Annotated in this window: 15 protein-coding genes; all 15 read right to left on the bottom strand. The window is 37.7% G+C overall.

All coding sequences use genetic code 11. The features are described 5' to 3' along the window. Positions 1-67: 67 nt before the first annotated feature. The 15 genes from BW724_RS10100 to trpB all read right to left on the bottom strand — a co-directional run bounded on the left by BW724_RS10100 (position 68) and on the right by trpB (position 14,144). Complete coding sequence (locus tag BW724_RS10100) at positions 68-880, bottom strand: sporulation protein YpjB (RefSeq protein WP_176371365.1); 813 nt, start codon at positions 878-880, stop codon at positions 68-70. Between the two features lie 105 nt (positions 881-985). Further along, positions 986-1,579, bottom strand: a complete 594-nt coding sequence (locus BW724_RS10095) for a lipoprotein heptaprenylglyceryl N-acetyltransferase LhaT (protein WP_088077824.1) — start codon at positions 1,577-1,579, stop codon at positions 986-988. 125 nt (positions 1,580-1,704) lie between these two features. Next, positions 1,705-2,484 carry a menaquinol-cytochrome c reductase cytochrome b/c subunit gene (locus tag BW724_RS10090; RefSeq protein ID WP_088075105.1) on the bottom strand — a complete coding sequence of 260 codons (780 nt, stop codon included), beginning with the start codon at positions 2,482-2,484 and terminating at the stop codon, positions 1,705-1,707. 25 nt (positions 2,485-2,509) lie between these two features. Further along, positions 2,510-3,181, bottom strand: coding sequence for a menaquinol-cytochrome c reductase cytochrome b subunit (qcrB, locus tag BW724_RS10085; protein ID WP_088075104.1), 672 nt, complete (start codon positions 3,179-3,181; stop codon positions 2,510-2,512). A gap of 25 nt (positions 3,182-3,206) precedes the next feature. After that, the gene (locus BW724_RS10080) at positions 3,207-3,704 is read right to left on the bottom strand and encodes a QcrA and Rieske domain-containing protein (protein ID WP_088075103.1); all 498 of its coding nucleotides are present in this window, start codon (positions 3,702-3,704) and stop codon (positions 3,207-3,209) included. A gap of 131 nt (positions 3,705-3,835) precedes the next feature. Further along, positions 3,836-4,312, bottom strand: a complete 477-nt coding sequence (locus BW724_RS10075; RefSeq protein ID WP_088075102.1) for a YpiF family protein — start codon at positions 4,310-4,312, stop codon at positions 3,836-3,838. Positions 4,313-4,504: 192 nt separating this feature from the next. Beyond that, a complete protein-coding gene (locus tag BW724_RS10070; protein WP_088075101.1) occupies positions 4,505-5,050 on the bottom strand; it encodes a ReoY family proteolytic degradation factor in 546 nt (181 codons plus the stop codon). Between the two features lie 125 nt (positions 5,051-5,175). Next, the gene (locus BW724_RS10065; RefSeq protein WP_088075100.1) at positions 5,176-6,237 is read right to left on the bottom strand and encodes a hypothetical protein; all 1,062 of its coding nucleotides are present in this window, start codon (positions 6,235-6,237) and stop codon (positions 5,176-5,178) included. A 73-nt stretch (positions 6,238-6,310) separates the two neighbouring features. Beyond that, entirely contained in the window at positions 6,311-7,579 is a 1,269-nt protein-coding gene (locus BW724_RS10060) for a tetratricopeptide repeat protein (protein ID WP_088075099.1), read from the bottom strand. 70 nt (positions 7,580-7,649) lie between these two features. Beyond that, positions 7,650-8,549 carry a hypothetical protein gene (locus tag BW724_RS10055; RefSeq protein ID WP_088075098.1) on the bottom strand — a complete coding sequence of 300 codons (900 nt, stop codon included), beginning with the start codon at positions 8,547-8,549 and terminating at the stop codon, positions 7,650-7,652. A 46-nt stretch (positions 8,550-8,595) separates the two neighbouring features. Further along, a complete protein-coding gene (gene aroA, locus BW724_RS10050; RefSeq protein ID WP_088075097.1) occupies positions 8,596-9,885 on the bottom strand; it encodes a 3-phosphoshikimate 1-carboxyvinyltransferase in 1,290 nt (429 codons plus the stop codon). 10 nt (positions 9,886-9,895) lie between these two features. Beyond that, positions 9,896-10,999 carry a prephenate dehydrogenase gene (locus BW724_RS10045; RefSeq protein ID WP_088075096.1) on the bottom strand — a complete coding sequence of 368 codons (1,104 nt, stop codon included), beginning with the start codon at positions 10,997-10,999 and terminating at the stop codon, positions 9,896-9,898. A 20-nt stretch (positions 11,000-11,019) separates the two neighbouring features. Further along, positions 11,020-12,096, bottom strand: a complete 1,077-nt coding sequence (hisC, locus tag BW724_RS10040; protein ID WP_088075095.1) for a histidinol-phosphate transaminase — start codon at positions 12,094-12,096, stop codon at positions 11,020-11,022. A gap of 40 nt (positions 12,097-12,136) precedes the next feature. Beyond that, on the bottom strand, positions 12,137-12,934 hold the full coding sequence (trpA, locus tag BW724_RS10035) for a tryptophan synthase subunit alpha (protein WP_088075094.1): 798 nt from the start codon (positions 12,932-12,934) through the stop codon (positions 12,137-12,139). Next, positions 12,927-14,144, bottom strand: coding sequence for a tryptophan synthase subunit beta (gene trpB, locus BW724_RS10030; RefSeq protein WP_235849073.1), 1,218 nt, complete (start codon positions 14,142-14,144; stop codon positions 12,927-12,929). Before trpB ends, trpA begins: the two co-directional genes overlap by 8 nt. Between the last annotated feature and the right edge of the window lie 3 nt (positions 14,145-14,147).

The raw sequence follows: 14,147 nt of genomic DNA, 5'->3' as shown, positions 1-14,147 counted from the left end.
TATCTCTAGTTGTGTCAATTTAAATTTTATTGAAACAGTGATTTTATGTCAATTATTTTGTACTTGGCTATATTTTACGTCTCTTACGCTTAAGTTTCTTTTCTTTCTCTCTTTCCGCACGGTATTTTTGCCAACCTGTATAAGATAATGAAAAAAGAATGGCACCACCAATTGTCAACATCACCCATATGAGTGAAGGGTCTGATGAACTGTCCTCACTACCATCATAAATGGAGTGTAGTTGATCTTCAATTAAATTTAAATGGTCACTTATGTTTGATCCGTTTATCTCTTTAATAGACTTTAAATACTCAAGTTGAGCAGAAATCTGCTGATATGTTTCTATTGGCAACCCTACACTCCATGCAGGACTAACTGTATCGAAATTTTTCAAAAAACGATGTAACGCCCTTTCATATGCTTCAACATCCCCTTCAGTGACTGCCTCTTGCATCAATAAAAGTGGCTGTACTAATGAGTTTTTTGTTTCATGCCATAATGGCTGGTGAGATGTATCGTACACATCCACTAACAGCCTCAACTTAGAAACATGCGCCACTCTATCTTCATGTGACATGGAAACGGCAACTGTAGCCTCCATAGCTTCATCAAAGGTCGTTGTAATCACTCTCAATTCACTCATAGATAAGTGATAATCTGATGCTCTTATTGCTAAAAACTGATTTGAAAACTTATCAAGAATTTGTTTTGCCTCATCATAGTGTCCTTCTTTTACATAATTTAATACAGTATCACTTGTCTTATTTAACTCTCTCCACAGACTATTCTCTCCACCAGTCTCTTCGGCTCCCCCTATGTGAAACGGCCAAACGATTAGAATGCAGAAAACAATCATAATCTTTTTTAATCTTTCAGCCATGCCTGTCCCTCCTCTTTTCATACTCTATCGTATGATTAGATGGACAAGAGTAGACCTTTAAGATAGTAAAAAGAGGACACAAATTTTAATTTTAAAGTAAATTATCTAAAGGTTTTGTTTTTCTAATTTTTTGTTTAATAAATATACAGTAAGTAAAGATAATATACTTAACCAAAACGTAAAATATGCAATTTCGTTTATGTACATACGGATGGAGCTCGACACCCATGGGTGCATACCATAGATATAATCTATAACATCATTATGTAATGTCCAAACTGCCACAACAACTATATGCCACGGCTTTATTCTGTAAAACGGGCTGTATAATAAGCCTTGAATTGCCATACCTAAATGGGACCCAATAAGCATATATTGCTGCCAATTTAATGTATCACCAGCAGCTGCCGCAGCCACAATCATCACTACTGCCCAAATCCCGTATTTCAATAATGTTACTGCAGCAAGGGCTTCTACAATAGGTATGTTTTTCTTCATCAGAAACGCTGCAAGTACTATACAAAAAAACAAACTAGCTGTAGGACTATCTGGAACAAAAATTAAAAATATAGACGGTGTTATTGCTAACTGAGCATCGTACCAAATATAACCATAAATTGTACCAAAAACATTGATGATGAAAAGAATCCATAGAAAAGTACGGTCACGCAATAATTGTACTAAACTCCCTTTTAACATGTGCATGTGCATCTACCTCAACTTCGTTTCAATATATTGACAACAACTCTCTGAGACTCCCTATATCCTCTTTGAAAAAAAGCTGACTGAATAGATTCAGTCAGCTCTTACATCATCTACTATTATTAATCATCTTCTGGATCTTGGCCGTCATTAGCAATAAAGGCAGCTAAGATTTCCAATTCCTCATCAGTACCTTCAAATTGATCAGCTGGCATTCCAGGTGCTCCGTTTTTGATGATGTCTATTACCTCTTCTTTTGAGTAGTCACTTTCAAAAACTGCTGGAGCTGCAGCCCCACCTAGCATGTCACCACCGTGACAGTTAATACAGTTTTGCTGCGTAGTCCATATCTCAAAAGCATAAGACTCCTCATCAACTTCAAAATCAACGATTGCTCCCTGCTGAGCCGCCGCTTCCCAGTCATGTTGGTCCACTGATTCCCATGTTAGGAAAATTACTGATGCAACAGCAAGCAACATAATACTACTTGCTATTGGTCGACGAATTGGACGTCGTTCAGGTCCCTGATCTAGCCAAGGTGCTAATAGTAAGGCACCGAATGCGATTCCAGGAATGACAACTGCTCCAATAACTGTATAAGGACCAGACGCGAATTCATACTTTAATAGCTGATACAAAAATAAGAAGTACCAGTCAGGTAGTGGTATGTACCCTGAATCCGTTGGATCGGCCATCCGCTCCAATGGTGCTGGGTGAGCAACAGTTAAACATAGAAACCCTACTAAGAAGACAGCTCCAACCATCCATTCCCTAAGCAGGAAGTTAGGCCAGAATGCTTCTGTCTTTCCCGGGTATTCAGAATAATCTTTTGGTATATTAGGCTTACGTTCAGCCGGAATTCGGGAGTCCCCGACAAATTTCATACCTTTCCCGCGATGCATAGCTTTCCCTCCTTTTCATTCCATTTTACAACGGTCCAGAAATACCTTGTTTACGTATCATGTAGAAGTGAGCACCAAGGAGACCTAATAGTGCACCTGGTAAAAAGAATACATGAATCGCAAAGAACCGCGTTAATGTTTGGGCACCTATAATTTCCCCACCTGCTAGTAGTGCTTTAGCAAATCCACCTATGACTGGCGCAGATTCAGCAATTTCTAGTCCTACTACTGTAGCGAAGTATGCCTTCATATCCCATGGAAGTAAATATCCTGTAAATCCTAAACCAAGCATAACAAAGAAAATGAGTACCCCAACGACCCAGTTTAATTCTCTTGGTTTTTTGTAAGAACCCGTAAAGAAAACCCTTAATGTATGCAAAAACATCATGACGATAACCAAGCTCGCTCCCCAGTGATGCATTCCGCGAACAATGACACCGTGCGTTACTTCATTTTGTAAAAAATAAACTGATTCATATGCATGAATAATGTCTGGCACATAATACATTGTCAAAAACATTCCAGACAGTATTTGAATGACTGTTACAAAGAACGTAAGTCCACCAAAGCAATATACAAATGCGGAAAAGTGATGTGCTGGATTCACGTGTTCTGGAACCTCGTGATCAGCAATATCACGCCACATTGGAGTGATATCTAAACGTTCATCAATCCAGTCATAAATTTTTTGTAACATCAATTACGCCCCCTTCTTCTCTGACTTAACGTTGTATCGTTCTTCCTAGATAAACGGTTCCATCTCGCACTTCCATATCATACACGTCCAACGGCCTTGTCGGCGGCGTATTAGCAATATTTTTCCCACTCTTTTCAAATCGACCGTGGTGACATGGGCAATAGAATTGGTTAGGGTGATCTTCATTTGCATCCCAGTTTACTGTACAACCTAAGTGTGTACAAACTGGAGAAAGTGCAATAATTTCGTTCCCTTCTCTATAAATCCATGCAGTTCTAGATTGCTCTGATTCGTACCATGCGTCCTCAACTGTAACTTTAAAGTCAAAACGCTTTGGTTCTTCAGTTAGATCGTCCACAGAAGCAACTGATACATAATCAGACTCCCCACCTGCTTCCAATGCTGGATCTAATGCAAATCGTGCCATAGGAGTAACAGCAGCTGCTGCCATGAAACCACCAACTCCCATTAAGCAATAGGATAAAAATTGACGCCTTGATACTTTGTGTTCTTTTTCGCTCACGACCTTCCCTCCTCACATCTATGTACTCTTTAACAACACACAATATTTAGATACTAAGACATACTCATGATAGCCCAATATTTCTGTTAATGTCAACAAATTGAAACCTTACATTTATGTATGACTTTTAATTATAACCTCTCTTTTGGTTCATCTTGCCATTTATTCGTAACTAAAGGAAGTAGTTGTTTCATCTGTTGGTCAATAATTTCTTTAGCATACTTATCTTCCATACTTTCTAACGAAAGGGAAGGTATCCAAATCAACATATCAGGAAGCTCATTTTCTACTTTTCTCCATTCACTATCTGAAGTAATGTATAAGATGTGCTTGAATCCATTACTAAATAAGTGCTTATCCCAATCCTTCAACCTTTGAAGCTTTTCTTCTTCTTTTTCACCTACTACATATGTAAATGCTGGAATTTGAAAAACTCGCCCTCTAAATTGCCTTTCTATTTCATCGACTATTACGGTTGTGAACTCTCCCATTGAAACTTTTCCTTTTGGATCGTTTAGCAGGTCAACTGGGATGAGAGGTATAATTGCTGTATCGACATATTCCTTTGCTTTTAAATACATGTCCATTTGTTCTGTTGTCCATTTCATATAAATACCTCATTCTTATACATAAATTTTTCATGCCTCATGGTGCAATTTATTCATGGTTGGAAATTACTTAATTTTATTCTGAACCTAATAGATATGGTTGTCTATTTTTTTAATATAATCCAAAATTTTGAAACAAAACTCTATATGACTTGGAAGGGGAATTCTACCCCAAAAGAAAAGCCCTCTAATTTATAGGGCTTCTAAATCCTTATATTTTTCTACCAATTCATGAAAGGCCTCTTTGTCTCCCCTGGACAAAGCTTGGTCAATCTCAAGCTCTAGCTGCTGTAGTCGAAAAGTTCTAATGGAATCTTCTAAAACCATTTCTGCAAGCAAGCTTTGAACATTTGCTTCATCCTCGTTAATGGGAAGGTATGGATTCTCCTCCAGCACCGCCATATATTGCGGTGTAGACTGTTTGTTGTTAAAGTTTAACTGGATGAATATTTCTTCATGACGATTTAAGCGAATGTCATGAAAGGACTTCTCTGCATCCATCGTAACATGTTGATTTTTGTGAAATGCAAAGGGAACACTATCTACATCATTGGCTGAAATTAACAGCGCCTTCGGACAATAGTCAGCTTGTTCCACAAAGTGAACCCGCTCCATTAAATCATCATCACTCATTAGAAAATTTAACAACCACGCACATTCCCTACGTTTCAGCTGATACTGATCCAAAAACCATTTTAGAAAGTCACGTTTTTCCAACACCGGAACAGGATTATTCATCAACATCCCTCCCTCTAGATTCAAATTTTAAAAATTATGAGGAAGATTTCCCAAGCTGTTCGATTATGACGACACTTTCATGCTCTCTTTTATTTAATATATTCGGCATCTATTAAAAAAATCCTTTAAAAAAACAATCCTTGTTTGAATTTTTTATTATTTTCTTTTTCATTAGAAATCCTAGGATGTAAATAATAAAATTTGCAACCGTCAAGCTCTTGAATCGTTAGAAAATGGATATAGTGAAGCATGTTTAATATTCTATTTTTAATAATTGATTCTACTTCATCGTAATAATATGGATCTACAAACCCTTTTAAGCTGTTAATTAAGTCTCCTTCTTCTATAGCATTCTCACGGGTTAACACGGAATTCAATACTTCAATAATGAAAGGTAGCTGAGGAATTGCCCGTTTATATAATTGAACATAGGAACGGAAAACCCGGTCTAAAATTTCTTTTACTGAAAGCTCTTGCCCCTTTTCCCAACGAGGTGTAATTAAGAGTTCTGTCTCTTCCTTTAACCAATTCTGTCCAAAACAAAAATCATATAATAATGAAAAATTATCTGGATAACAATGATAGTGTCTACCATAACCAAATCTCCATTGTTCATTTGGAATCTCTTCTACCCTCGAGAGCTGAGATAAAATATTCATAAGCTGTTTTCGATATATAGTACCGTTTCTAGTTAGACGGATTTTAGTTTCCTCTACATAATCCATAAAGACAAACAGATCATTAATGAAATTAAAATCGTTAGTTTTGTCATCAGGCATAAAAATACTATACTGACGCAACTTTTCTATAAAATTGTGGACTACCCAGTCCTTCAATTCTTTAGGAACAATATAATTGTTGTTATTATCCTCAAATATCCAGCCCTTTTCCTTTAACTTTTGTAGCTGTGTTGGTAAATTACTTCGTTGAGATTTCTTAAGACGACCATAAAGCTCGTCCAAAGGATAAAATACGTTGATAGAAAAACTCATTTGAAGTAATAAGTTTTGCTCTTCTTCATGTAAAGCATTCCACTGCCCTAAGGTCGTTTCCTTATGAAGGAGGGCCTTTGTTAATTCTTCTGTTAACTCTTGCCTTGAATGTGCGTTACACGTAAGTCCTAAGCTTTTTACACGCTTTATTAACTCTGATTGCGGCTGGGACAATAATACTTGAACTAGATTCATTAAAATACCCCCACATCATTCATTTCCCCTAGTATGTGAAGGTTAATCCTAGTCTATTAGTATAAACGTAGAGTTATTTCCCTCCTTTTAATCCATAAAGCCGTTCTTCAATGTCATATCGGTCAGGTTGTAATTGCAAAAGCTTTTCCAATAAGAGAATTCCTTGTTCTTTTTCCCCATATTCTATGAATGCAAACGCTGCTTCTTCTAGGAGTTCTTCATCATCTTCCACACCTTTAATCGCTTCTTTATACGCTTCAACAGCACCATTCAGATCATCCGTTTCATATAAGGCCTTCCCTTTAAACCTTTCAAAAACAGGGTCGTACTCTTTATAGTCGGCTAAAAATGACAATAATTCTAGTGACTCGTCGTAGTGTTCTGATTCATGAAAGTATAAAAGAAGCTCTTTTACTGCTGATGTATTAGATGGGTTAATGGCTATTACTTTCTCTAAATATCCTTTCCCTTCGTTTGCATTCCCTTTGTGAAACTGAACTTTAGCCATCTCTAAATATAGTTCTTCGTTATACTCATCTTTTAAAAGACCCTCAGATAAAATGTCTATTGCTTCGTCCAATCTATTTTCAGCCCGAAATGCCTTACCTAAGTACGGAAAAAGGGTTGTGTAGTTCGGATCAATCTCCTTTAGCTTGCTAAACTGTTTAATAGCTGTTTCATATTCTTCTAATTGAAGAGCAGTGTAGCCATAACCGAATAAAGCTTCTGGATCGTCGTTTTTCTTTACACCCCTATCATAGTACTCTAATGCTTCTTCAAACTGTCCCGTTGCACTATATGCCTCAGCTAGTCTAACCTCTGGGTTTAACCCTTCATAAGAAAACTTGTTCGAATGGATGATTTTCTTGAAATAAGGTATCGACTTACTATAATCCCCTCTGCTTAAATAAAACTCACCTAACCCATATTGAATGATTGGCTCTTCAGGACTATATTTCACCGCTTGGAGTAGTTTTTGCTCTGCGACTTCATCTAACCCTTGATTCTGATATATATCTGCAAGTAGCATTTGTGCTTGACTATAAGAAGGGTCTGAATCACTAATTTCAGTTAACATATCAATAGCTTCTTCTTCTTTACCAAGCTCACTATAGCATTCTGCCGCAAAAGCAAATAGCTCTCCATGGTCTGGATAACGGAACATTAATTCCTCCACTATAGGTAAAGCACGATCTAATAGGCCTAGTTCGTAATAAAGTTCAGCAATTGTTCTTTTCGTTTCATCGTCTTCTGATATAGCTAATTGCTCGATTTTTTTTAGTGCTTTTTCATGTTGACCATTTTCAATCATGATGATTGCTTCTTTTAACTGATCATTCATCCTATCCCATCCTTTTTTTCTTCTCTCTATCATTTTAACGAATCAAAAAAAGGAGTCAACCAAAGTTGACTCACAGTGTACCTGCTTCATCTGTATAGCGATGAATATCCTCAATTGGCAAAAATTTTTCTGGAACAAGGGAGGTCAATTCTTCTCCTTTTATTCCTTCTAAATCCCACTTCCCAGCTATTTTAACTACACGGGATTTAAGCACAATTATATCTGGAACTTGAAGTGGTAATTCATTTTCATGGAAAGTACCATACATTAAATAATCTGCGTCACTTCCCATAACTAGTGATCCTTTGCTAGGGAATAACCCAATTCTCATTGTTAAAAATAAGGATAGCCGTTCACCTGGTTCTGGGAAGCCTAGATAAGAGTTAATTCTATATTTACGGATAATCTTCTCCCATTTCCCTTCAATCGCCACTTTTTGTTTTTCAGTGACATGTGGAGAGGGTTCACATATACAAAGCATTCTCATTGGGAACATAGCTTCAAATAATCTTTGCCAAGGGGTATCCTTAAGGGTCTTAATGGAGTCAACTGATAGGAATAAAACAGGAACAGAATACTGTTTTAACGTTCTGATCCAAGAATCTGTCAATCTCTCTAATGGAACTCTCACAGCATGAATATAATCTAAAGGACATTTTCTTAATGAATCACGTGCCCAATTTAGCTTATCAATACATTCACTCTCGTATTCAATATCAATAAGATGAATAAACGATGTAAAACCGTATAATAGCAGCTGCTTTACATAAGAATCTCCATAACCCTCATTATACTTCTTACCAATATTCTCATCTAAAGTGATATGCCCTGGCGATACTTTAAATTTTTCTGTATTCAATTGCATCAACCCAGATCGTTCAATTGGTAAATCGGAATATCTGATTCTACCTTCTTCAACCCAGAGCGCTCTGTCTGAATTATCTTGTGAAAGGTTCAATATATACTTCAACGACACCCCTCCTCCCTCATTTAAAAATATGAGAGAGGGTGACTTTTTATGTTAAGTCATTTAAGTCTGAAAAGAAACTTGGATATGAAATAGAGATGGATTCAGTATTCTTAACCGTAATAGGTTTATCTGCGATTAATCCACATAATGCCATTGACATACCAATGCGATGATCACCAAAGCTATCTACTAACTGCCCACCCCTTAGAGGCGTTGGACCAATTATTTTCATACCATCATCAGTAGCCTCTATATTGGCACCAAGTTCCTTTAACTGATTAACCATTGTATCAATTCTATTGGTTTCCTTTACTTTAAGTTCTTCTGCGTCTTTTATAATAGTAGTTCCTTTTGCTTGTGTTGCTAAGACTGCTATGGCAGGGATCTCATCTATTAGTCTTGGAATAATTTCACCACCAATAGTAATTCCTCTTAATTCGCTTGTCTTAATATTTAAAGTACCAACAGGCTCTTTACCAAAGTTTTTCTCATTAGTAATGGTTAACTCTGCGCCCATTTCCTTCAATACGTCTAAAATTCCTGTTCTAGTCGGATTGATTCCTACATCAATTAGGGAAATTGCACTATTGTTCACAAGTGCACCAGCTACTAGAAGGAAAGCTGCAGAAGATATATCTCCAGGAACTTGAACCTTTGTTCCTTGCAGTTGTTGTCCACCTTCTATTGTAACTGAATCCTCATCGACAGTTACTTTAACGCCAAATGATTGTAGCATTCTTTCCGTATGGTCCCTAGAGCGATAAGGCTCTGTCACTTTTGTTTTCCCTTTGGCTCCTAGCCCAGCAAGTAAAATAGAAGATTTCACTTGAGCACTGGCAACTGGGGAAATATAATGAACTCTCTTTAAGTTTCCACCTCTAATAAAAAGTGGTGTAAACTGCCCATTTTCCCTTCCATCAATAAAGGCATTCATCATTTTTAAAGGGCCAGTTACTCTAGCCATCGGACGTTTCGCAATAGAATCATCGCCAACTAAGACAGATGAAAATGGTAAGCTTGCAAGAATACCAGATAATAGACGAATAGTCGTTCCTGAGTTTCCAACATCAAGAACTCTTCTAGGCTCTTTTAATCCATCTATGCCATTAGACTCTATAACCATCTTTTCCCCTTCCTCACGGATGAATACACCCAACTCCTTCATACACGCAACAGTACTAAGACAATCTTCACCTTGTAAAAACCCTGTTATTTCTGTAGTCCCATTTGCGATGGCTCCAAACATGACTGCACGGTGAGAAATGGATTTATCACCTGGTACTTTTATGCTACCTTTTAGACCATTCATATTTGGTGTAATTTGTTTATCCAATATACATTCACTCCTATGGTGTTACGTATGTATCGTACATATGATCTTCTAACACACCTTTACCAATAGTTAAATCCTCTTTTGACCTAAATGTAAGACGAAGTACCCCCATTATATCCTCCCTAGTTTCAAGGATTTGTATATTGGTAATGCTGATATTCTCGTTGGCAAGTATACCAGTAACATCTGAGATAACCCCTGGGTGGTCTGGAACATCTACATACAGGTCATTAAATGGCATGAGTGCGCCTTTTTTGCCGACAGGTAGATCATCCCTTAATAATTTTGCTTCATGGAAAAATTCATAAATGGCTTCTCCATTTTCTTGTTTAAGCATCTCTTCCACTTGCTTCATCCCACTGTTCCAATCTGCCAGCATCTCCAGTAATGTGGATTTATTATTTAATAAAATGTCTCGCCACATAGATGGAGAAGCAGAAGCAATTCTAGTTATATCTCGAAAACCTCCTGCTGCCAGTTGGGAAACGACTGGGAACTCTTGTCCTAGTTTCCCTGTTTGGTGTACGAGAAGTGACGCAATGATGTGGGGTAGGTGGCTTACCATACCTACAAAGTGATCATGCTCATCTGGATTTAGTTCAATAAATTTTGCCCCTGTTCCCCTAAGCCAATTTTGAAGCTGGATCACTTTTGATGCAGACGTTTCCTTTGAAGGAGTTAGTAAATAATAGGCATTTTCAAAAAGTCTTTCATTTGCACCAGTTACACCTGACTTATGAGAGCCTGCCATTGGATGCCCCCCAATAAAATGAACTCCAGCAGCCTCTAGTAATCTTCCTTGATCCACAATTGTTTTTTTCGTACTCCCCACATCCGTTACAATACAATTTTCCTGAAAGGTTAAGTGCTGGAATTCTGACAAAATGGAAACTGCACTTTGGACAGGAGTTGCAACAACAATTAAATGGGCGGAAGCTACTTCCTTTTTATAATCATCTGTTTGTCTATCTATTACTTGGAGGGATAATGCTAGTTGTCTTGCCTTTTCATCTAAATCAAATCCGACAATCTCACAATCTGGGTGCTCTTTCTTAATTGTTAAGGCTAGTGAACCGCCAATAAGTCCTAATCCAATTATTAACACGCGCTTCCCCACAAAACATCCCCCTCTGAAAATTAAAGCTTATTTAGTAGCTCAATGATTTTGGTATTTTGCTCTTTTGTCCCTAATGTAATACGGACGGATGTAGGAAAACCTAGCGCTTCCCCATTTCTTGTTATAAATCCGTTTTCTAATAAGTATTGAAACACCTCAGAGCCTGGCTTCTTAAAATCTATTAAAATGAAGTTGGTCTGTGAAGGATAATAATCATAACCTTTTCGTTCACAGAATTCCTCAAACCGCTTCATTTCCTCCCTATTTTTTATGAAACACTCCTTGATAAATACTTGATCACCAAGCGCTTCATAGGCTGCTCTCTGCCCTAAAGTATTCGTATTAAACGGCTCTCTACCTGGATCAACGGCTTGAATCAGATCTTCACTTCCAATACCGAATCCAACCCTTAATGAAGCTAAACCGTAAGCTTTCGAAAAAGTCCTTAAGATGAGTAAATTACGATAATTCCCAAGCATTGGCACAGTGTCAGGATAGTCAGATGCTTCTACGTATTCATGGTAAGCTTCGTCTGAGATAACCAATACATTATCTGGCACTTGCTTCATAAAGTCCTTAAATTCCTTTTCTCGGTTATATGTTCCTGTAGGGTTATTTGGATTACAAACAAAAACCATTTTTGTTTTTGCATCAATTGCGTCCACCATTGCATTTAAATCATGTACCCCATTCACAAGTGGAACTTCTTTTACATCAGCACCTTCAATTACTGCATTATGCTTATATTGTGAAAATGTAGGGGTAGCAGTCACTATATTATCCCCAGGAGATAAAAGGGAACGACATAAGATTAAAATAACATCATCAGATCCATTACCAAATAATAACTGCGTTTCCTTTACGCCGATGTTATCAGCAACCTTTTGCCTAAGATTTCTAGCATACCCATCAGGATAAATAGCTAAATCAAAGAGTGACTCCTGAATAGTTTTTATTACCTTATTAGAACAACCATAAGGGTTCTCATTGGAAGCCAACTTGATTACTTCCTTTAATCCAAGTTCTTCTTTAACCTCTTCAATTGGTTTTCCTGGCTGATAAGCAACTAACCCCTCCATCGATGGCTTTATTCTCAAGTTCATCTCTCCTCACATATTTCTTTCTTCTTTTATCCTATTACGAATTGAGCTCAAGGACAAATTCTTTAATTTTATCGAGTCCCTCTACTTTATCCCTTTTATGCATTAAAGCATATTTTTGCTCTCCAATCAAGTGTACAAGTGCACTTCCTACGATAACGCCATCAGATATCGTATTGAAGTAGCTTACATGTTGTGGTTGTGAAATACCAAATCCTACTAGTACTGGTACATCTGTATATTTTTTTATTGTGTTAATAGAGTCAGCAATTTTTTCTGAAAAACTTTCCCTAGTTCCTGTAACACCGTGTGACGAGACAAAATATATAAATCCCTCACCATTTTGACAGATTTTTTCAATTCGATCCCTAGAACTTAAAGTAATCAAAGGGATTAACGATATTCCAACATTCCTACATTCCGCGCGTATTGAATCACTTTCTTCCACTGGTAAATCTGGTATTAAAAGTCCATCAATATCTGCATCTGACATGAGGGATAGGAGCCTCCCTTCACCAATTGCTAATACAGGATTAATATAACTAAATAATATGACAGGAATAGTAAGTCCTTTTTCCCTAGCGAGTTTTACACCGTCCACTGCCCTTTCAATATTCATACCTAGTTTCCTTGCCCTTTCTCCTGCTTCCTGAATAACTGGGCCATCTGCCAATGGATCGCTGAAAGGAACTCCCCATTCTATTGCATCAACACCAGCCTCCTGCAATGTTAGAGCTATATCAATGGATGCCTCTAATGTTGGATCACCTGCCATGATATATGGTACAAATCGTTTTGTTTTATTCACGAACTTAGGATCTAGTAATCTATTCATATTCATTTCCCCCTAGTACGCCCTGAATGGTATGGACATCCTTATCTCCACGACCTGACAAGCAAACTAAAATCTTTGCATCACTGCCCAATTCTCTTGCCCGCTTCATGGCATGGGCTACAGCATGCGCTGACTCAATAGCAGGTAAAATACCTTCATATTGACACAAAACTTGAAGTGCCTCTAAAGCTTCTGCATCTGTTACTGATTCGTAAGTCACTCTTCCTTGATCCCTTAAATAAGAATGCTCTGGGCCAATGCCAGGATAATCTAGTCCTGCAGAAATTGAATATGGTTCGATAATATTACCCCATTCATCCTGCAGTAAATAAGACATAGATCCATGGAGTACACCAACACTACCCTTTGTTAACGTCGCAGCATGTTCATTCGTATCAACACCCTTACCAGCTGCTTCAACTCCAATAAGTGAAACATCATCCTCTATGAAGGGATAGAACATGCCAATTGCGTTACTACCACCACCGACACAAGCTATGATTTCATCTGGAAGCTTCCCAACTTCTTTAATAAATTGCTCTTTACTTTCCCTACCAATAACTGACTGGAATTCCCTAACCATTTTTGGATAAGGGTGTGGTCCTACAGCGGAGCCAATTAAATAAAAGGTATCCTCTACGTGGGATACCCAGTGCCTAATGGCTTCATTCGTAGCATCCTTTAAAGTTTTGCCACCACTAATAACTGGAATCACTTCTGCACCAAGAAGCCTCATTCTAAAAACATTTAACTCCTGACGCTTCATATCCTCTTCACCCATAAAGACTTTACAAGTAAGTCCAAATCTAGCAGCTACTGTTGCAGAAGCCACACCATGCTGCCCTGCGCCTGTTTCTGCGATAATTTGGTTTTTCCCCATTCTTTTTGCTAGAAGTGCTTGAGCAATTGCATTGTTAATTTTATGTGCACCCGTATGATTAAGATCCTCACGTTTTAGATAAATGTTCGCTCCACCTAAATAACTAGATAGTCGCCCCGCCTCAGTTAGGGGCGTAGGACGTCCTGAATAACGTTCCCATTCTCTATGAAGTTCCTCGAAAAACTTTTCATCTGCAATTGCAGCTTCAAAGGCATCCTCCAACTCCTCCAATGCATGCATTAACGTTTCAGGGACATACTTTCCTCCAAATTTTCCAAATCTCCCCAAACTATCTGGTGCTTGATATTTCTCTTTTGTAAGTTCCACCATTTG

The sequence above is a fragment of the Litchfieldia alkalitelluris genome, from assembly GCF_002153425.1.
GTDB classification, from domain to species: Bacteria; Bacillota; Bacilli; order Bacillales; family Salisediminibacteriaceae; genus Evansella; species Evansella alkalicola.
Note: the sequence above shows the minus strand (reverse complement) of the source record. Positions and strands in the feature narration are given on the sequence as shown.

Excerpts from the sequence above, each read along its gene's own strand:
- BW724_RS10100 (WP_176371365.1), bottom strand. The coding sequence starts at position 880 with ATGGCTGAAAGATTAAAAAAGATTATGATTGTTTTCTGCATTCTAATC.
- BW724_RS10095 (WP_088077824.1), bottom strand. The coding sequence starts at position 1,579 with ATGTTAAAAGGGAGTTTAGTACAATTATTGCGTGACCGTACTTTTCTA.
- BW724_RS10090 (WP_088075105.1), bottom strand. The coding sequence starts at position 2,484 with ATGCATCGCGGGAAAGGTATGAAATTTGTCGGGGACTCCCGAATTCCG.
- qcrB (WP_088075104.1), bottom strand. The coding sequence starts at position 3,181 with ATGTTACAAAAAATTTATGACTGGATTGATGAACGTTTAGATATCACT.
- BW724_RS10075 (WP_088075102.1), bottom strand. The coding sequence starts at position 4,312 with ATGAAATGGACAACAGAACAAATGGACATGTATTTAAAAGCAAAGGAA.
- BW724_RS10070 (WP_088075101.1), bottom strand. The coding sequence starts at position 5,050 with ATGAATAATCCTGTTCCGGTGTTGGAAAAACGTGACTTTCTAAAATGG.
- BW724_RS10065 (WP_088075100.1), bottom strand. The coding sequence starts at position 6,237 with ATGAATCTAGTTCAAGTATTATTGTCCCAGCCGCAATCAGAGTTAATA.
- BW724_RS10060 (WP_088075099.1), bottom strand. The coding sequence starts at position 7,579 with ATGAATGATCAGTTAAAAGAAGCAATCATCATGATTGAAAATGGTCAA.
- trpA (WP_088075094.1), bottom strand. The coding sequence starts at position 12,934 with ATGAATAGATTACTAGATCCTAAGTTCGTGAATAAAACAAAACGATTT.
- trpB (WP_235849073.1), bottom strand. The coding sequence starts at position 14,144 with ATGGTGGAACTTACAAAAGAGAAATATCAAGCACCAGATAGTTTGGGG.